This window comes from uncultured Algoriphagus sp., assembly GCF_963974835.1.
In the GTDB taxonomy this organism is placed as follows: domain Bacteria; phylum Bacteroidota; class Bacteroidia; order Cytophagales; family Cyclobacteriaceae; genus Algoriphagus.
On the sequence record NZ_CAXBET010000001.1, the window covers coordinates 224,235 to 242,739 of the forward strand.

General features: G+C 40.7%; 15 protein-coding genes. 6 read left to right on the plus strand and 9 right to left on the minus strand.

Going from position 1 to position 18,505, the window contains the following annotated elements:
* Positions 1–48: 48 nt before the first annotated feature.
* Positions 49–891, minus strand: coding sequence for an acetyl-CoA carboxylase, carboxyltransferase subunit beta (accD, locus tag AACZ73_RS01105; RefSeq protein ID WP_339874641.1), 843 nt, complete (start codon positions 889–891; stop codon positions 49–51).
* Positions 892–1,116: 225 nt separating this feature from the next.
* Between accD and AACZ73_RS01110 the strand changes: the two genes are divergently transcribed.
* Complete coding sequence (locus tag AACZ73_RS01110) at positions 1,117–2,751, plus strand: carbon starvation protein A (protein ID WP_339874643.1); 1,635 nt, start codon at positions 1,117–1,119, stop codon at positions 2,749–2,751.
* Positions 2,752–2,761: 10 nt separating this feature from the next.
* Here AACZ73_RS01110 and AACZ73_RS01115 read toward each other — a convergent pair whose 3' ends face one another.
* The 7 genes from AACZ73_RS01115 to AACZ73_RS01145 form a co-directional block, all read right to left on the minus strand.
* Positions 2,762–3,868: a hypothetical protein gene (locus tag AACZ73_RS01115; RefSeq protein ID WP_339874645.1), complete on the minus strand. Its 1,107-nt coding sequence runs from the start codon at positions 3,866–3,868 to the stop codon at positions 2,762–2,764.
* An 18-nt stretch (positions 3,869–3,886) separates the two neighbouring features.
* Positions 3,887–5,365, minus strand: a complete 1,479-nt coding sequence (locus AACZ73_RS01120) for a phosphatase PAP2 family protein (RefSeq protein WP_339874647.1) — start codon at positions 5,363–5,365, stop codon at positions 3,887–3,889.
* Positions 5,366–5,432: 67 nt separating this feature from the next.
* A complete protein-coding gene (locus AACZ73_RS01125) occupies positions 5,433–6,374 on the minus strand; it encodes a transporter (RefSeq protein WP_339874649.1) in 942 nt (313 codons plus the stop codon).
* 149 nt (positions 6,375–6,523) lie between these two features.
* A complete protein-coding gene (locus tag AACZ73_RS01130) occupies positions 6,524–7,069 on the minus strand; it encodes a hypothetical protein (RefSeq protein WP_339874651.1) in 546 nt (181 codons plus the stop codon).
* A gap of 384 nt (positions 7,070–7,453) precedes the next feature.
* Positions 7,454–10,348, minus strand: coding sequence for a translation initiation factor IF-2 (infB, locus tag AACZ73_RS01135; protein WP_339874653.1), 2,895 nt, complete (start codon positions 10,346–10,348; stop codon positions 7,454–7,456).
* Between the two features lie 63 nt (positions 10,349–10,411).
* Entirely contained in the window at positions 10,412–11,656 is a 1,245-nt protein-coding gene (nusA, locus tag AACZ73_RS01140; RefSeq protein ID WP_339874655.1) for a transcription termination factor NusA, read from the minus strand.
* 5 nt (positions 11,657–11,661) lie between these two features.
* Positions 11,662–12,138, minus strand: coding sequence for a ribosome maturation factor RimP (locus tag AACZ73_RS01145; protein ID WP_339874657.1), 477 nt, complete (start codon positions 12,136–12,138; stop codon positions 11,662–11,664).
* Between the two features lie 318 nt (positions 12,139–12,456).
* Between AACZ73_RS01145 and AACZ73_RS01150 the strand changes: the two genes are divergently transcribed.
* Genes AACZ73_RS01150 through rodA form a run of 5 tightly spaced genes read left to right on the plus strand, consistent with a single transcriptional unit; the run spans position 12,457 to position 17,916 of the window.
* Positions 12,457–13,485, plus strand: coding sequence for a rod shape-determining protein (locus AACZ73_RS01150; RefSeq protein ID WP_091695686.1), 1,029 nt, complete (start codon positions 12,457–12,459; stop codon positions 13,483–13,485).
* Between the two features lie 7 nt (positions 13,486–13,492).
* The gene (gene mreC, locus AACZ73_RS01155; protein WP_339874659.1) at positions 13,493–14,329 is read left to right on the plus strand and encodes a rod shape-determining protein MreC; all 837 of its coding nucleotides are present in this window, start codon (positions 13,493–13,495) and stop codon (positions 14,327–14,329) included.
* Positions 14,319–14,840 carry a rod shape-determining protein MreD gene (locus AACZ73_RS01160; RefSeq protein WP_339874661.1) on the plus strand — a complete coding sequence of 174 codons (522 nt, stop codon included), beginning with the start codon at positions 14,319–14,321 and terminating at the stop codon, positions 14,838–14,840. The genes mreC and AACZ73_RS01160 overlap by 11 nt, the downstream gene beginning before the upstream one ends.
* Positions 14,840–16,642: a penicillin-binding protein 2 gene (gene mrdA / locus AACZ73_RS01165; protein WP_339874663.1), complete on the plus strand. Its 1,803-nt coding sequence runs from the start codon at positions 14,840–14,842 to the stop codon at positions 16,640–16,642. The genes AACZ73_RS01160 and mrdA overlap by 1 nt, the downstream gene beginning before the upstream one ends.
* On the plus strand, positions 16,642–17,916 hold the full coding sequence (gene rodA, locus AACZ73_RS01170) for a rod shape-determining protein RodA (protein WP_339874665.1): 1,275 nt from the start codon (positions 16,642–16,644) through the stop codon (positions 17,914–17,916). The genes mrdA and rodA overlap by 1 nt, the downstream gene beginning before the upstream one ends.
* Here the strand turns inward: rodA and AACZ73_RS01175 are convergent.
* Positions 17,913–18,488 (minus strand): HD domain-containing protein, encoded by a 576-nt coding sequence (locus tag AACZ73_RS01175; protein WP_339874667.1) that lies wholly within the window; start codon positions 18,486–18,488, stop codon positions 17,913–17,915. The genes rodA and AACZ73_RS01175 overlap by 4 nt on opposite strands.
* Between the last annotated feature and the right edge of the window lie 17 nt (positions 18,489–18,505).

Below are 18,505 nucleotides of genomic sequence, written 5' to 3' on the forward strand. Positions count from 1 at the left end.
CAGTTCAAATTTGGCCTGAATAATCAAATCCTTTTAGAAGTAACTCTTTTAGTTATTTAAAAGGTTTAGCAAGGTGGTCAATCGGCCTTTCAACTGACGACGATCTACGATAAAATCAAGAAATCCATGCTCCAAAACGAACTCGGAACTTTGGAATCCTTTAGGCAAATCTTTACCTATCGTCTCACGAATCACTCTTGGACCAGCAAACCCAATCAATGCTTCAGGTTCGGCGATGTTAAAATCACCCAACATTGCATAAGATGCAGTTACTCCGCCTGTAGTCGGATCCGTGAGCATAGAAATGTAAGGAATCCCTGCTTGATCTAACAAGGCAAGCTTAGCAGATGTTTTGGCCATTTGCATCAAAGAAAATCCAGCTTCCATCATTCGTGCACCGCCAGACTTGGAAATCATCAAGAAAGGGATTTTGTTTTTCAGAGAATGATCTATTGCTCTGGCAATTTTTTCACCTACTACAGACCCCATGGATCCGCCAATGAAATTAAAATCCATACATGCAATGACGATGTCCAATCCATTCATTTTACCCACAGCAGATCTCACAGCGTCATTCAACTCTGTTTTCTTGATCGTAGCTTCTATGCGGGAAAGGTAGGGTTTGGTATCCACAAATTTCAAAGGATCACCCGATGTCATGTTGGCATCAAGCTCCTTGAATTTATTGTTGTCAAAAAGAATTTCGAAATATTCCTTCGAACCAATTTTTACATGAAAATCATCATCTGGGCATACATAAGCGTTGTTTTTTAGCTCTCTGGTATGAATGATATTTCCGTTTGGGGTCTTAAACCAAAGGCCATCAGGTGCATCTTTCTTTTCAGCTGTAGATGTTTTGATGCCTTTGTCAGTTCTTTTAAACCAAGCCATATTGAGTTTTTAGGTTGTTTTTGACGAATCAAAGGTTACAAATTTAGTCGTTAAATCCATTAAATAAAACCAAGTCTGCAATCGACTGACAAATCAATTTTAAATAGGTCACATGTGTTTATTTAAAATCGCTTTTTGAATGATTAATATTTAACTTATTTTGATTTCAAATACTAATGAGTATGTTTTTCGTTGATAAACATACAATTACCCAAATAACATCACATGAATCTTGCCGTTCTTCTCCTCATTTCCGCTTTAATATTATTTTTAGCTTATAAGGTTTATGGGAGGTACGTATACCGAAAATTTGGATTAAATGACAAAAATCCAGCTCCATCTCATACACATAGGGACGGAGTGGATTATGAACCAAGTAAGCCAATCGTGGTCTTGGGACATCATTTTGCTTCTATTGCCGGTGCGGGCCCAATTGTAGGGCCGATCATTGCAGTGACTTTTGGTTGGATTCCTGCGGTGATTTGGATTTTGGTTGGTGGAATTTTCTTCGGCGCTGTGCATGATTTAGGAAGCATGGCCACTTCGCTGAAAACTGACGGCAAATCAATCGGTGTAATCATCCGAAATCAAATTGGAATGAAGGGTAAGCAACTCTTCGTTATCTTTAGTTTTTCTACACTAATTCTTGTAATAGGCGTTTTTGCGGATATTATTGCTAAGACTTTCGTTACCAATCCAGGTGTAGCTTCGGCATCTATTCTTTTTATTTTACTAGCCGTTGTTTTCGGAATAGTTAATAAAATGGTGGGTGAGCGAAAGACCGCCTTTATAGTCATTACTATAATAGGTGTGATCTTGATGTATTTCTTTGTGTTTTTGGGAATGAAACTTCCATTTGCTTTAGACTATAAAATCTGGGTTTTAGCGCTTTTGGCGTATGCTTTTCTTGCTTCAGTGACTCCTGTAGGCATGCTGCTTCAGCCACGCGATTACCTCAATAGCTTCTTACTTTATGGATTAATTATCGCCGCAGTGCTTGGTGTCTTTATTGCCAATCCTGCTATCGAAATGAGTAATGAGATCCATGTTACCGATGAAAATCTCGGATATATTTTCCCTGTTCTTTTTGTAACCATTGCCTGTGGAGCAATTAGTGGTTTTCACTCGCTTGTAGCTTCAGGCACTACTTCCAAGCAATTGGATAGGGAGTCTGATGCGAAGTTGGTAGGATTTGGAGGAATGTTAATTGAGTCTTTCTTGGCTATTATTTCTGTGGGTGCGGTTGTGATTTTGTCCAGATCAGAGTATATATCCCGCCTTTCCGGCGAAGGTCCAGTGGCACTATTTTCCACGGGACTCGGAGGCATGATAGCCTCGTTGGGAATTTCTGAAGAATTCGCTGTGGGATTTGTAGCACTTACCGTTTCCGCATTTGCATTGACTACACTGGATACTTGTACTAGATTGGCACGATTTACTTTGCAGGAATACTTCGAAGATGTGCCCCAGGCAGCAGGTCAGTATTTGGCAAAAAACAGGTATGTATCTACAGGTATTGTGGTCCTTTTCTCGATACTATTATTATTGTCTGGAGAGTTCACTACACTTTGGCCGATTTTCGGCTCTGCAAATCAACTTCTTGCTGCTCTTGCGTTGTTGACCATAGCTGTTTGGCTGATTAAGAAAAATATCAATGCACTTTTTGTGACCATCCCTATGTTTTTCATGTTTACGGTTACACTTTCTTCCTTAGGTCTTTTTGCTTGGAAAAACTTTAAAGATGAAGTTTATGTACTCTCCATCATCGCTGCGCTGCTGTTTGTATTAGCCATTTCCTTAATGGTTTTGGCTACAAAAAGTTTGAAAAAAGAAGTCAAAGAACCCGCAAAAGCTCTTTGACTTATTCTATTTAAAGTGAATTAAAAACGTCTTTTGCTTTCTTAGGAATTCTTAAAGCAACTGTGAAATTGATTAGATAGTCTGCAAATGCAGCATCTCCATGAACAACATTGTCCGGAGTTGAATTCTCAATGTCCGTCACACTTTGAGTTCTATTTCTGAATAAAGCAATCGGAACGTTCAGCGTTCCTGTCACATTACCACGCATATAACTAACTCCAGGCTCTACTGAAATAATATAGCCAGGTCTTCTAAAACCTTCACTTCCACCAAAGGCGTCATGCACAGGAATACCTTCAATTCGTCCTCCTAAAGATGCTCCAAGTCCATGGATTTTTTCAAAGGAATGGAATACACCAGTTCTGACAGCAAACTGATCCGGCACACTCATGATTGCTTCATTAGGTCTGCTCCTATTTGTAGGAGTTCCATTTGTTTCTTTAGGATTGAACATATAAAAACCATCGTAATACCAGAAGTTAGTACTGCCAATATTCCAAAGTCCCTGAAAATCCACGATTAGACCAGTCCCACCATCACCTAATTGAATGGATTGATCGACAGTCAATTCAGTAGGTGTAGCCTCATCTCCTTTATAGAACGTACTTGTCGCTGCATAATCGCCAGTTGGGAATTTGATCCCAAGTCCGATTGCTGTATTTCCTTTTTTGGCTTTTTCACCGGAAAGCAACCAGTATCCCGCACCGATTCTCATGTCGCCGAAACCTTTGGAATACGATGTGTGCCTTTCTGTCCTATTATGTTCATAGAGCGAGCTTCTTTCGTTGTACTGCATTGGGAGTGAAACGATGCCATAAAGCCGTTCGGTGAAAGCATAGCTGATATTGATATCCAGACCATGTTGTTTATTGATCACTTCGGTGTGATCTGTCAAGCGATTGTGCTCCTGCTCAGTGCCTCGAAAATGTCTAAATGATTTAAAATAGCGGTAATTGGCGCTTACATTCCATTCTCCTTTATTGAGCATGTTTCCTTGACCGACAGCATTGCCAAGGCCTGAAAACTGTCTGATGGCTACGCAACCTTGAGAATAGGAATTGAAATAGGCTAAAGTCAATACGACAGTAGCGAGAAGTATTTTGATATATATTTTCATGAGTTTATTTTCTAATTGTTAATTATCGGCACCGTCAGTTTTGGCCACGTCAATGGTGTACTGGGCTACATTTCTTCCTTGAGCAGTTCCTGCAGTAGCATCGAAGGTCCAATGAATGCCTCCGTATACTCTTGAAATAGCTGCTTCTTCAGCCCATTCTTGGAAAATATTTCCTTCGCTGGGGAATAAATAAGTCAATACTTCCGCGGCTGCAGCAGAGAATACTGAATGTCCAGATGTATAACTTGGAAAATTAGGTGTACCCGCAATGGTCTCGAAATCCTTAATCATCTGAATAGGTCGCGGGTAGTAATAGTAATATTTTGTATCCCAGCAGCTGATTCCTCCATCCATAATTGCCATATTCATGTAGGCAAAAGCGCGTGCTGTGCGGATCGAGTTTAACTTATATTTTAGGATATATTCTCCTGCGATATCGTTCCAGTGCCCAGGAGGAGTATATGTCCCTAATCCATCTTGCCAAAAGTTAGCTATTCTCCTACGCTCGTGGGTTACATTTTCAGCATAATCCTTCAAAATCCTAACATCCTTTTCAAACGCTTCTGATCCTGGAGTCGGTGGAAGTGGTGGTCTGGTGTCTTCTACATTTTGAACATTCCACATTTTCACCTTGCCAAAAAGAGGCGTCAATCCAACAGGACGAGCAGGGCTTTCCAGATTTTCCCACTGCCAGCCAAACCTTTCAAAAGCTGCTTTTCTTAAAGAATCCGAGACTGCTTTAGGAGACTGCGCATATTTCATCCTGTCATTTGCAGCTCTTGACAATGCAATGCTGGCGATTTCTTCACCAATCTTTTTCCCTGCGTCCAGATCGCTAGGGACATTCTCTCCTGCTAAAATTAAGCTTTCCAAATGTTGCTCTTCTAGCTCTTTCAAATATTCGGCCTCCAAAGGAAACATAGCTGTTAAGATTTTTCTGGAGACCGTTGCCAAAACAGCACCTTCTGATGGATAGGAAGGTAAGTTATTAGACACGTAAGCGTGAGCAATATCCATATCAACCTGATAAGGTGCAGGTCTTTTGAAGTGGAATTTATAGTGCCATGCAGAGATCATCCCATCATACTGTGCCACAGAAAGGTAAGCCAAAGCTCTACTTGCATAAGGAGGATGAGCAAAAGGAAACACCGGCGGTCCAGCTGGATTTGCAGGATCAGGAAGTGTGTAGGATTCATCTACGTTTGGCCCCGGGATCAAATTATATTTGGCTATCAAACCAAGTGCAACTTCATTCCAACGAAGCACAGCATTGTTCGTCCAGTGATCTACATTTTTGCGTTGGTCACCTGACATAGAAGAAATAGCCGACTTTACTCCTTCTACTTCCGCCAAAAACTCAGCAGATTCTGCTCCAGAAGGTGTGTCAATCGAAATTTCGCTTCCAGAGGAAATTAAAATAGGCTTCCAAGTCCCTGCATCCTCATCTATTCCTGAGAATTCATAGCTTTTATATTCCAATTCAGTTTCTAAGTCCATATTACAAGCAGTTACTAGAACTGCTGTAACTAGGAAAATTATTATTAGTCGAAGTATATTCATCTGTTCAATTTTTAGGAGTGAAAAGGCCAAATTGATAAGTCACACCAGCACTTATAGCTGCCATCTCTGGTGCATTTCTTCCATCAATAACACGGCTATATGATGCTACCAAACCCAGGCCTTTTGGCTTTTTAAAGAAATATTGGGCGAATACTCCGACACGATCCATATCCACTTTATTTGTGGGCTGAGGAGCATTATAAGCCCGTATGTCATCTCCTGATGTAGATCTCGATGAGTTATAGCTGAGCTCAACTCTTAAAGATTTGTTTGCAAACCATTTTCCTAGAACTGCCTCATAAACCCATGAACTGGGAACATCCATCCAAGAAGTATAATAGCTCCCATTATTGTAATAGTATTCGCGCTCTGCCTCAGTATAACCTTTCCAGATATAGCCACCTTGTGCTCTTAAGTAGAAACCATTGTTTAACTCATACTCAGTCAAACCTCTCCAGGCAAGTTGAGGAGCTCCAATACCTAAACTGTAAGGCTGATAGTCAGATAGATAATTTGAAGCCGGGGTAGAAAATGTGACAGAACCGAATGCTGTCCATTCACCCTTTTCGCCCTTTTTTCGTAAAACTTCATATTTCAGACCTAGAGTTAAATCTTGTATTCCAGAAGTTCCAGCGAATTTTCCTCCATTAGGAGTTGTCGAGGTCGTTGTTACATAAGGAAGTCCAGCATAAACATCCAACCGTTTCGTAACTCCATATGCAGCCATTACCATAGCGGTCCTCCGCTGTACTTGGGCTATAGTTCCATTTTTTCGAAGGGTCTCACCTTCCCAATAGTGATCAAACTCCCCATACTCATAGTTAAGTAGAAAGCAGATATCACCTTTTGGCATCATCAATCCGTCCGTTGGAGTTTGTGCCAAACTAAGGTTCGACAAACTTATTCCCCCCATCAGGAGAATAAGCTGCCATAAATATTTTTTCATAGTTTTTAGTCTTGATTCCCAATTTTGTTAAGCAAACTCATGTAGTCATACTATCATACTAGATGACCTATAGAGGATTGCAGGATTATTTCTCTTCCCAAAGCCATTTACAGGTTGAGAAAAAGAAATCATCACATTAAATAAATTAATCAGGAATGCTGGGGAGGCGGGGAATCTATTTCTCCCAATTTATTGGTATATGCTGTCATAGCAGCAACCAATCCATCATTTAATGAAAATTGCGGACTGGACTGAAATAAAAATGCCTCGGGAAGGAGATAGTCTTTAATAAAAATTTTAACACTTGTCTTGTCGTCCTGACCATCTGGAAAATCATCATCCACAAGAGATGAGATCCATTTTTTGATTGTGTTGTCCAAAACACCACGGGCAGTATCCGGTACTACAATTACTTGTAAAGTATCATTTTGATAACGCTGCTTGATAGCACGAAAAAACTTACCATCTTTTTCATAGGAAGTATTTGTAGGACGAAACTCTTCCTGGTTTGCCATATAGGGTGCAGAAAGAGGAATCTCTATTAGAGTCTCCTGACCTTTTATTGAATTTTCGCTAAAAATTCTATCCTCCCACTTATTTTCCAAATGCTGGTCATAGGAATAATAAAATGCATAGTAGCCAAAATGATAAATGGCAAAACATGCAAAAAGGAATATAGATAAGGCTTTCTTCAATTCGGGGTTTATTACAATTCGAAAAGTATTAAAATTCAATTTGCAAAGCCAACACCCAGCTAAAAATTTGTTACAGATATTTTATTAAAAACCAGTTATTCCAAATCATCATTTAAGATTGATGATTATCTAAAACAATATTCTGCGATAAGTATAATGACAAACAACACTAGACTAGCTATTCCATAGATTTTTAAGACTTTTAGTCTATTCATTCTATCCAAAAACCAAAGCACTAAAACTGGACGTATCAATCCCGCAACTAAGCTTACAAAGCAAAAAAAGAATAAAGCACATAAAAGAATAAAAACTGCCTCCTTCATTATGTAAAACTAAAAAAGGAACAGCAATGCTGTTCCTTTTCATTTTATATCTAAGCGAAAATTATTTTTTACGCTTAATTTCCTTCATTTCGTAACCTTCAATTGTATCATCAATTTCGATATTATTGAAGCCCTTGATAGAAATACCACATTCGTATCCTGCCTTCACTTCAGCTACATCGTCCTTGAATCGCTTCAATTGATCGATCTCGCCTTCGTGGATCACGATACCGTCTCTGATGACACGAATCTTGTTCTTTCTGGTAATGAAACCATCTGTAACATAAGAACCTGCAACAGTACCGACTTTAGTGATTTTAAATACTTCACGAACCTGGATATTACCGGTGATAACTTCTTCGAATTCTGGCTCAAGCATACCCTCGATTGCATCTTTGATCTGGTTGATCGCATCGTAGATGATGGAGTAATGTCTGATTTCGATCTCTTCCTGTTCAGCCAATTTCTTAGCATTAGAAGAAGGTCTTACCTGGAAACCAAGAATAATAGCATCAGATGCAGAAGCCAGCAATACATCAGATTCTGAGATCTGCCCCACACCTTTGTGGATAATGCTCACCTTCACTTCATCCTTGGAAAGTTTCAATAGTGAATCAGAAAGTGCTTCTACTGATCCATCCACGTCACCTTTGATGATGATGTTCAATTCTTTAAATGATCCAATTGCCAAACGACGACCGATCTCATCCAACGTAATATGTTTCTTAGTTCTTAAGCTTTGCTCTCTCTGGATCTGCTCTCTTGAGTTAGCTATATCCCTAGCTTCACGCTCAGTGTCATACACTTTAATGATATCACCTGCTTGAGGAGCTCCACCAAGGCCTAGTACCTGAACTGGTGTAGATGGTCCTGCTTCTTTCAGCTTTTTGCCTTTATGATCAAACATTGCTTTCACACGACCGTGATGCTGACCTGCTAGGATGATATCTCCAATTCTTAATGTACCAGCCTGTACCATGATAGTAGATACATATCCACGTCCCTTATCGAGAGATGCTTCAATTACAGTACCTGCAGCATTCTTATCTGGATTCGCAGTAAGTTCCAATACTTCAGATTCAAGGAGAACTTTCTCCAATAAGTCGTCAATACCTTCACCTGTCTTCGCTGAGATGTCCTGCGACTGATACTTACCGCCCCACTCTTCAATTAAGAGATTCATGTTAGCAAGCTCTTCTTTGATCTTGGCTGGGTTTGCATTTGGTCTATCAATTTTGTTGATCGCGAAAATCATTGGTACACCCGCCACTTGTGCGTGGTTGATAGCTTCCTTAGTCTGAGGCATGATGCTGTCATCTGCCGCAATTACGATAATGGCCACATCGGTGATTTTCGCACCACGTGCTCTCATCGCTGTAAATGCTTCGTGGCCCGGCGTATCTAGGAATGCAATTTTATGACCTGTCTTAGTCATTACGTCATAAGCGCCAATGTGCTGTGTAATTCCTCCAGCCTCATCCGCAGTTACTTTCGACATACGGATGTAATCAAGCAAGGAAGTCTTACCGTGATCGACGTGACCCATGATGGTAACAATTGGAGCTCTTTCCACCAATTCTTCCGGAGAATCCTCTTCCTCTACCTCGATTTCGTCTTCAATAGATTTAGTAAATTCTACTTCGTATCCAAATTCATCAGCAATGATGGTTATCGCTTCTGCATCCAATCGCTGGTTGATAGAAACGAACATACCTAGTGACATACAAGCAGATATGATCTGGTTAACAGATAAATCCATCAAAGCCGCCAAATCATTTGCGGATATAAACTCAGTTACTTTTAAGATTTTTGTCTCTTCCGTTTCAAAGTCGACGTCTCTTTCTCGTTCAGCTTTCTTATCTCTTCTGCTCTTACCTTTTCCTCCAGCACTTTTACCTTGAAGACGGGCTAAGGTCTGTTTGATTTGATCTTGAATTTCCTTTTGAGTAGGCTCTGCTTTCTGAGCTCTCACAGGTGCTCCACCGCGTTGGTTTCCTCCTGGACGATTACCTCCTCCAGAATTAGCCCTATTGCCTGGACCTCCCGCAGGACGATTCGCATTCCCCTGACCAGGTCCTCCTGGCTTATCAATACGCTTACGAGGACGCTTCTTATCTCGACCTCTTTCGTCAGAAGAAGCGACTGGCCCTCCTTTTTTCTTAGGTCGATCAGCAGGAAGCTCAATTTTCCCAAGTACAGTTAGGCCTTTAAGTGAATCTGCTTTTGCCGCTATCACTTGATCCTTTGCCGCTGGCGGTACTGGAGTGCTTGGCTGCTGTGGAGCAGGCTTAGGTTGCTCTTTCTTCACCTGAGGAGTAGGTGGCACATTCGGCTTTCTTTCCTCCTGAGCAGGTCTTGGCTGAGGCTTATTATGTTGTGGGGCTGGTTGAGGCTTTCTAGTGTCGGCTTGCCCTTGCTTCTGGCCATACTTATTTTGGCCATGCTGCTTATGTCTAGGCACTGAGCTTGTATTTTTGCTCAGATCAATTTTACCCAATACTTTAATACCCTCCAATTTTGGAGGATCAGTAGAAATCTTTTCCGCATCGGCAGGCGGAGTAGGTGCAGAAGTTTGCGCTGGTCTCTCCTCAGCTGCTTTAGGCGCAGGCGCGGGAGCTGGTGTAGGCGCAGACGGCTTCGGAACTTCCTGTGCTTTTGGCGCAGGAGCTGGAGCGGGTGCTGGTGCAGCTGGCTTTGGCTCTTCTTTTGGAGTTTCTGGCTCTATAGAGATAGGCTCATGGCGCTTCCCTATAGAGAGGTGCGATGCCTCCTCTTTATCCAGGGCAGAAGATTTGAATTCCTTATTCAGCATCTCAACTTGACTCATGTTGATTTTTGAATTCGGATTATTCTCCACCTCATAGCCCTTTTTAGCCAAGGACTCAACTATGGTTGCCGTACCCACGTTGAGTTTTCTGGCTATCTGGCCTAAACGCATCATTTTTTCTTCTGACATAAGCAAAAACTTCTTTCGAAATCTTAAATAATTAGGGTATTACTCGGGGATTTTTTCCCGGTTTTATTGATCAAATTCTTGTCCGAGTATCCTGAATATCTCATCGACAGTCTCTTCTTCTAGCTCTGTTCTACGAGTCAGGTCCTCTTTAGTCAAGCTCAGTACGCTTTTCGCAGTATCTAAACCTGTCTTCTTTAATTCGTCGATGATCCAGCTGTCGATTTCATCAACAAACTCCATCAAATCGACATCTTCTTCTTCGCTTTCGTTCAATTCACGGAAAACGTCAATCTCATAACCTACCAATCTACTGGCAAGTTTGATATTATAACCACCTTTACCAATAGCCAGAGAAACCTGGTCTGGCTTAAGGAACACAGAAAGCCTTTTCGTCTCTTCATTCGCAGTGATCGAAGAAACTTTAGCTGGACTCAATGCACGAGTGACATATAAATCCAAGTTTTCAGTGTAATTAATAACATCAATATTTTCATTCTGCAATTCTCTTACCACAGCGTGAATTCGTGATCCTTTCATTCCCACACAAGCTCCTACTGGATCAATGCGGTCATCGTAAGATTCCACAGCAACTTTTGCTCTTTCGCCTGGCTCTCTCACAATCTTAATGATGGTAATCAATCCATCGTAGACTTCAGGAACTTCGTTTTCAAACAAACGCTCCAAGAATATAGGAGATGTTCTGGAAAGGATAATCTTTGGGTTACCGTTAGACATGTCCACTCTATGAACAATCGCTTTTACGGTATCACCTTTCCTGAAGCGGTCTTTAGAAATCTGCTCTGCTTTTGGCAGAATCAATTCATTTCCTTCACCATCCATAAGAAGAATCTCTCTTCCCAAAATCTGATAAACTTCAGCACTTACAATTTCGCCAACCAATTCTTCATACTTAGTGTAAAGAATATCCTTTTCAAGATCCTTGATTCTCTGGATCAATGTCTGACGGGCCATCTGCACGGCACGTCTTCCGAAGGCTTCCAATTCAATTTTCTCGTATACTTCTTCTCCTATTTCAAAATCAGGTTCGATTTTCCGTGCTTCTGCAAAGCTGATTTTGTCTAAATCCCAAATATCCTCAGAATTGTCGTCAACAATTTCGCGGATACGGAATATCTCAAGGTCACCTTGATCAGCATTGATGGTCACATCGAAGTTTTCATCAGTTTCAAACTTCTTGCGAATCATCGCTCTGAACACATCTTCCAAGATACGGATCATCGTAGGTCGATCCACATTTTTAGATCTCGCAAATTCAGCGAAGGATTCTATTAAGACTTTGGCATCCATTTTATTTATTTAAAAGATACTTGTACAATTGATTTCTTCATCTCTTCAAAAGGAAGCGAAACTTCCTCCTCGGTGGCTTTTTTGCCTTTTCCCTTTTTCTTTTTTACCAACAGTTTTACTCCCGTTTCCGAAACTTCAAGTAGTATACCTTGAATTTCTTCTCCCGAAGTCAAAGAAACTTTAAGCTCTCTGTTAATATTTTTCTGAAATTGTCTTCTACTACTCAAAGGAAAATCAAGACCTGGGGAAGAAACCTCCAGAATATATGCTTCAGGCATCATTTCTTTTGCCTCAAGCTCTTCCGAAACCGCCCTGCTTAGCTTAGCGCAAGCCTGGATAGTTACACCTTCATCAGCGTCTAAAAGGATGTTTAGAAGCTTTTTACCTGATTTCTCAGACATCTTTACCTCTACAATGAAATGATTCTCATCCGGAAGATGCTTCTCTACAATCTCTTCGATAGCTTGTTTCAATTCAGTCATAGTATGCATAATGAAAGAGGGGACCATATGGTGTCCCCTCCAGAAACTTTCGAATACGACGCAAAGGTAAATATTTTTGTAGTAAAAACAATGAGGCCACTAAATCAAGATTTAGAGATAATTAGGTTTTCTTTTCATCAAAAAAACTTCAATAAACTAAAGCCCCCTGACAATCATTTGATTTTGTTACCAAAAAATATCCCGATTCTATCAAATTTGTCCCATTAAGATAATAATTTTGCCGACCCCCGTTTAATATGAGTGCTCAGCATAGTATATTAAACTCTTAACTCCAGTAAATACAATCAATACCTAAAAATGGGATTATTTGACTTTTTCTCTAGTGATATTGCAATTGACCTCGGTACTGCAAACACCCTGATCATTCATAAAGATAAAATTGTAGTAGACGAACCTTCTATCATTGCTATTGACAAAACTACCAACCGCGTTTTGGCGGTAGGCAGGGAAGCAATGAACATGCATGAGAAAACGCATGAGAATATAAAGACTATCCGTCCGTTGAAAGATGGAGTAATTGCGGATTTCTATGCCGCCGAGCAAATGATCAGAGGTTTGATCAAAATGATCCCCGGTCAGAAAAAAGGCTTATTCCCACAGTCCCACCGCATGGTGATCTGTATTCCTTCCGGCATTACTGAGGTAGAAAAACGTGCCGTACGTGACTCTGCCGAGCATGCTGGCGCCAAAGAAGTTTATATGATTTTCGAACCAATCGCTGCTGCAATTGGTATTGGAATCGACATAGAGAAACCTATGGGATCCATGATCGTGGATATCGGAGGTGGTACAACAGAAATTGCTTTGATAGCACTTTCAGGTATCGTCGCCGATCAGTCTATCCGTGTCGCAGGTGACACGTTTACCAAGGACATACTAGACTACATGCGTCGTCAACACAACTTATTAATCGGTGAGCGCTCTGCAGAGAAAGTGAAGATCGCTATCGGTTCTGCCTTGACTGAGCTGGATGAGCCTCCGGAAGATTACGAGATCAGAGGCCGTGACTTGATGACCGGTATTCCTAAGGTGATTAAAGTTTCTTATTCTGAAATTGCTTTCTCACTTGATAAATCAGTTTCTAAAATAGAAGAAGCGGTCTTGAAAGCATTGGAAATTTCTCCGCCAGAACTTTCCGCAGATATCTATGATAATGGAATCCATCTTACAGGTGGTGGAGCCTTGCTGAAAGGTTTGGACAAAAGACTTCACCAAAAGACCAAACTTCCTATTCACATCGCAGAGGATCCGCTGAGAGCTGTAGTGAGAGGAACCGGCACTGCCTTGAAAAATGTACAGAATTTCCGAACAGTATTGATGACTTAAACCCCGAATGCTACGCATCCTTCAATTCCTTTACAGTCTAAGGTCATTTCTATTATTTGTTTTGCTTGAAGTATTGGCGATAAGTTTGATTGTCTCCAATAATTCGCCTCAGGGTGCAGCCTTCTTCAATAGTTCCAATGCATTAACCGGGTCCGTTCTGAAGACCCGCTCGGATGTGGTGGATTTCTTTTCCCTCGCTGAAGATAATGAAGCTCTTCTCAGCGAAAATGCCTTATTGCTTGAGCAGCTAAAAGTGATGAACGCTGTTCCTGATAGTGTTTCATTCCAATTGGATTCTGCATTAGAATCACAGTTTAATTTTAGGGGAGCCAGAATTATCAGCAATTCTCTTCGCTTTTCACAAAACCACATTACTCTGAATAAGGGAGCCAAGGACGGGGTGTTTCCGGGAATGGGCGTATTTAATGATCAAGGAGTTGTCGGTCGGGTAAAGTCTGTATCTGAAAATTTCTCAGTGGCATTCTCTTTACTTAATACAGAACTTAGCATATCCTCCAAAATCAAAAGCAATGATTCATTTGGCTCTATAAAATGGGATGGAAAAAACTCCAGTAAAACGAAGCTTCTTTATGTTCCCCGTCACGTGACGGCCAATCCTGGAGATACTGTAGTTACTACCGGTTACAGTGCTGTTTTCCCTGAGGGAATTATAGTAGGAATTATAGAAAGCGTCGAACAAGGAGAAGATCCTAATTATTTGGACATCGTAGTAAATCTGAGTACAGATTTTAGCAAGGTTCATTACGTGTATCTAGTAGAAAATACCCAATTAGAAGAGATAGATTCTCTCCAGAACAAATCATTAATAGAAAATGAATTTTAGAAACCTGATCACTTTCATCTTCTTGGTTATATGTCTATGTAGTGTACAGATTTTAGTATTGAAAAACGTAGCGCTTTTTGGTGTAGCATTCTGCTTTATTTACTTGTTGGGAATATTGAGCTTCCCAATTAATATGAGAAGCTTCCCATTGATATTGCTCAGTTTTGGAATTGGGTTATTTATAGATGTATTCTACGACACGCTAGGTCTTCATGCTTCTGCTGTCACACTCTTGGCATTTCTTCGTTCATTTTGGCTAAAAGCTTTGAGTCCAAACGGCGGCTATGATGATTCAAATAATCCGACTCTTCCTGAAATGGGAATAGGATGGTATATCAGCTACTCTTTACCTTTAGTTTTTGCCTTTTCACTGATGTTTTTCATTGCCGATCAGTGGGGCACCGGAGGATTATTTGGCGTTCTAAACAAAAGCCTTTTCTCCTCGATATTTACAGTCATTTTGGCTATAATTGTACAACTACTGTTCTTCAAACGCAGGAGAGGAATCTAATGAACGACCAAAGGCCCGTAGTAATAATCATCTTTGTTTTCTTAATAGGGTTGGTTCTTTTGACCAAGCTTTTTATGATTCAAGTAATGGACGACAGCTTTATTAAAAAAGCTGAGCGTAATGCTATACAAAGAATTGTAGATCACCCCTATCGCGGATTAGTGTACGATAGAAAAGGAAAGCTACTCGTGTACAACAATCCTATTTTTGATTTGATGATAGTGCCTAAAGAATTTGAAGTGGGTGACACCACCCGATTCTTAGAACTTTTTGGAATCACCAAAGAACATCTGATCGAATCTTATCAAGCTGCACGAAAATACTCATCCGTAAAGCCATCGACTTTTATCAAGCAGATTTCCACGAATGAATTTGCCAGAATACAGGATTTTCTGATCGATTATCCTGGTCTGTTTATCATGACGCGTTCAGTCCGTTCTTATCCTAACCCAATTGCCTCCCACGCATTAGGATACATAGGCGAAATCAGTGGAAGGCAACTTGAGCGAGACAGCTCCGGGTATTATGTACAAGGGGATTACGTAGGTCTCAGCGGAATGGAACGCTTTTACGAAGATGAGATGCGTGGTAAAAAAGGAGTAAAATATAAGATGGTCAATGTACGGGGAGTAGACAAAGGTCCCTTCAAGGATGGTGAGTACGATACCTCCTCCGTAGCAGGTCATAACATCAACTCCTCCATAGACATGGAGCTTCAGAAGTATGGAGAAAAGCTCATGATGGGAAAGACCGGCTCTGTGGTCGCTATTGAGCCAAAGACCGGAGAAATTCTTTCCATGATTTCTGCCCCATTCTACGATCCAAATACACTTACCGGTTCCGATTTTGGCAAAAGCTATACTGCTCTGAATAAACTGGAGACTAAGCCTCTGTTCAATCGTCCGATCATGGCGACTTATCCTCCGGGCTCTATATTTAAAATAGTCCAAAGTCTGATAGGCCTTCAGGAGGGAATTTTGACTCCTGAAACTACTTTTGCTTGCAATAAGTCTTTAGTAGCATGTCACAACCACCCTTCTCCAGTCAATTTGTTTGGAGCAATAAGAAATTCATGTAACCCCTATTACCATCAGGCTTTCCGTCAAATTATTAATCAGGAAGTGTCAAGTAATACCTTTAAGGATACCGAGATCGGACTAGACGCGTGGAGAGAAAGAGTTTTAAAATTTGGATTAGGTGGTACTCTAGGAGTGGATATGCCAAATGAAAAAAAAGGCTTGGTTCCCAACAGTGGTTATTATGATCATTACTATGGAAATGGTCGATGGAAATATTCTACCATTTATTCTCTTTCCATTGGTCAAGGCGAACTTTTAGTGACCCCTCTTCAAATGGCTAATCTCGCAGCCATTTTTGCAAATAAGGGATATTACTATACCCCACATTTGATTAGGGCAATTGATGGTGACAACACCAAAATACCAATAGAATATCAAACCAAGCACGAAGTAGGTGTAGATGCCCTTCATTTTGATATGGTTCAGGACGCAATGGTTCAAGCCTTATATGGTACCGCACAGCGTGCCCTGATGAAAGACATACAGATTGCAGGTAAAACGGGTACCGCTCAAAATCCGCACGGAGAAGACCACTCTGTATTTATTGCTTTTGCACCAAAAGAGAATCCCCAGATAGCCATAGCCGTGTACGTGGAAAATGCAGGCTGGGGAGGAAGGGCGGCAGCTAGTACTGCCTCACTTATGATAGAAAAATACCTCAAAGACAGCATCTCAAGACCTGATCTGGAGAATTATGTAATCGCTGGAAATTTCATTTATTAATGCGGGAGAAGGATATCAATATAAATCGGGTGGACTGGATCACCGTGATGATCTATTTCGCATTGGTAATGATAGGCTGGTTCAACATCTACGCTGCAGTCTATGATGGGCAAGTGGACAAAAGCATCTTTGATACTTCCATCAATTCGGGAATCCAACTTGTCTGGATAGGAACTGCCATCGCTATCATCACCGTGATCATGGCGGCAGATTACCGGCTTTTCGAAAATCTGGCAATCCCAATATATCTGGTAATGCTAGTATTATTGTTACTCACTCCTTTTATAGGAAAAGAAGTAAACGGGCAGATACTTACTATTGGTTTTGGTTCCTTTAGAATTCAGCCTGGAGAGTTTGCCAAATTTGCGACAGCCCTTGCTCTAGCCAAGTTCATGGAAAGGCCCACATTTGATCTTTCCAAAACCAAATATCAATTACAGGCTTTTGGAGTACTCTTACTGCCGATAATATTGATCATTCTTCAGCCAGATACGGGAACGGCGATGGTCTATTTCTCTATGTTCATTATGTTTTATAGAGAAGGTCTACCCCAAAAATATTATGTGCTTGGAATCGGCTTTATTACAATTGCCTTACTGGCACTAGGAATAGAAAACAATCTTTATTTGGCTGGGGCTATTGTAGTAATTGTTGTTATCCTCATTTTGATGGGGAAAAAGACACCCCAGCAGATTATTGCATTCAGCGTTATCGGGCTAGCTTTAATTGCCTTCACTTATTGTCTTGATTTTGCAGTATCAAAGCTTCCCAAGCATCATCAAAACCGAATAATGGTGTTATTCAATCCAGACATTGATCCACTGGGGGTTGGCTGGAATGTAAATCAGTCGAAAATTGCTATTGGTTCAGGTGGTCTTACAGGTAAAGGCTATTTGCAGGGTACCCAAACCAAGTTCGATTTTGTTCCGGAACAACATACGGATTTCATCTTTTGTACCTTGGGAGAGGAATTTGGCTGGCTGGGAAGCTTAGTGGTGATCGCACTTTTTGTCACTTTGCTCACCAGGTTGGTTTTCATGGCGGAGCGTCAAAAAAATAGGTTTAACAGAATCTATGGCTATTGTGTGATCTCGATTCTAATGTTCCACTTTATGATAAATATAGCCATGACCATTGGACTTTTTCCGGTAGTGGGAATACCTCTGCCATTCTTTAGCTATGGAGGATCCTCACTTTGGTCATTTACCATTTTGCTTTTCATCTTCATCAAAATGGACAGTGCCAGAGCTCTTCAGCTGGGAAGGATGAGTTAAGAATCCAAAAGTTTTTTTAGCCAGATTTGCTTCTGAGGCTCTCGATTTTTAATTGCATATGGCGTGTGATAATGATGTGCTTTCAGAAAATTGATTTGTAGTTCTTTCCACTGCTGAGCAGTAGAAATCACATTCATATTCTTTAATTCCGTGAATAATCTTTTACTTATCTCAGGATAATCCTGCCTACCCAAGTAATCCAAATCGGCATCGCAAATAATTCTCTGAAGATGATTTTGAGGATTTTGAGGGATTTTAGTTGCCATCACTAATCCTTTGACGAGTTCAATATCTTTTTTATTTATGCCCAAGTCCTTCATGATCACTTCAGCCATCCCTGCTCCTACTTCTTCATGATTAGCAGAACCTTGGAGAAATCCCATATCATGAACAATAGCTCCCGTCCTAAGCAGATATCTTTCTTCTTCTGGAAGCTGTTCTCTTCGGATATACTGATTGCATACGTTTAGCACATCGAGTGTATGATCTAAAGCATGGTAAGTTAATGAGCTGGGTAGATTAGCCTCAAGATTAGTTAAAACTTGTTTTCGAAGAGTGCGATATCCTTGCATGGAATGAATGAAACAGG

What these genes read in the sequence shown, in the direction of transcription:
- AACZ73_RS01145 (WP_339874657.1), bottom strand. Translation starts at nt 12,138, where the DNA reads ATGACTGAATTGAAACAAGCTATCGAAGAGATTGTAGAGAAGCATCTT.
- AACZ73_RS01150 (WP_091695686.1), top strand. Translation starts at nt 12,457, where the DNA reads ATGGGATTATTTGACTTTTTCTCTAGTGATATTGCAATTGACCTCGGT.
- rodA (WP_339874665.1), top strand. Translation starts at nt 16,642, where the DNA reads ATGCGGGAGAAGGATATCAATATAAATCGGGTGGACTGGATCACCGTG.
- mreC (WP_339874659.1), top strand. Translation starts at nt 13,493, where the DNA reads ATGCTACGCATCCTTCAATTCCTTTACAGTCTAAGGTCATTTCTATTA.
- AACZ73_RS01175 (WP_339874667.1), bottom strand. Translation starts at nt 18,488, where the DNA reads ATGCAAGGATATCGCACTCTTCGAAAACAAGTTTTAACTAATCTTGAG.
- AACZ73_RS01115 (WP_339874645.1), bottom strand. Translation starts at nt 3,868, where the DNA reads ATGAAAATATATATCAAAATACTTCTCGCTACTGTCGTATTGACTTTA.
- AACZ73_RS01110 (WP_339874643.1), top strand. Translation starts at nt 1,117, where the DNA reads ATGAATCTTGCCGTTCTTCTCCTCATTTCCGCTTTAATATTATTTTTA.
- AACZ73_RS01120 (WP_339874647.1), bottom strand. Translation starts at nt 5,365, where the DNA reads ATGGACTTAGAAACTGAATTGGAATATAAAAGCTATGAATTCTCAGGA.
- AACZ73_RS01125 (WP_339874649.1), bottom strand. Translation starts at nt 6,374, where the DNA reads ATGAAAAAATATTTATGGCAGCTTATTCTCCTGATGGGGGGAATAAGT.
- accD (WP_339874641.1), bottom strand. Translation starts at nt 891, where the DNA reads ATGGCTTGGTTTAAAAGAACTGACAAAGGCATCAAAACATCTACAGCT.
- mrdA (WP_339874663.1), top strand. Translation starts at nt 14,840, where the DNA reads ATGAACGACCAAAGGCCCGTAGTAATAATCATCTTTGTTTTCTTAATA.
- AACZ73_RS01160 (WP_339874661.1), top strand. Translation starts at nt 14,319, where the DNA reads ATGAATTTTAGAAACCTGATCACTTTCATCTTCTTGGTTATATGTCTA.
- infB (WP_339874653.1), bottom strand. Translation starts at nt 10,348, where the DNA reads ATGTCAGAAGAAAAAATGATGCGTTTAGGCCAGATAGCCAGAAAACTC.
- nusA (WP_339874655.1), bottom strand. Translation starts at nt 11,656, where the DNA reads ATGGATGCCAAAGTCTTAATAGAATCCTTCGCTGAATTTGCGAGATCT.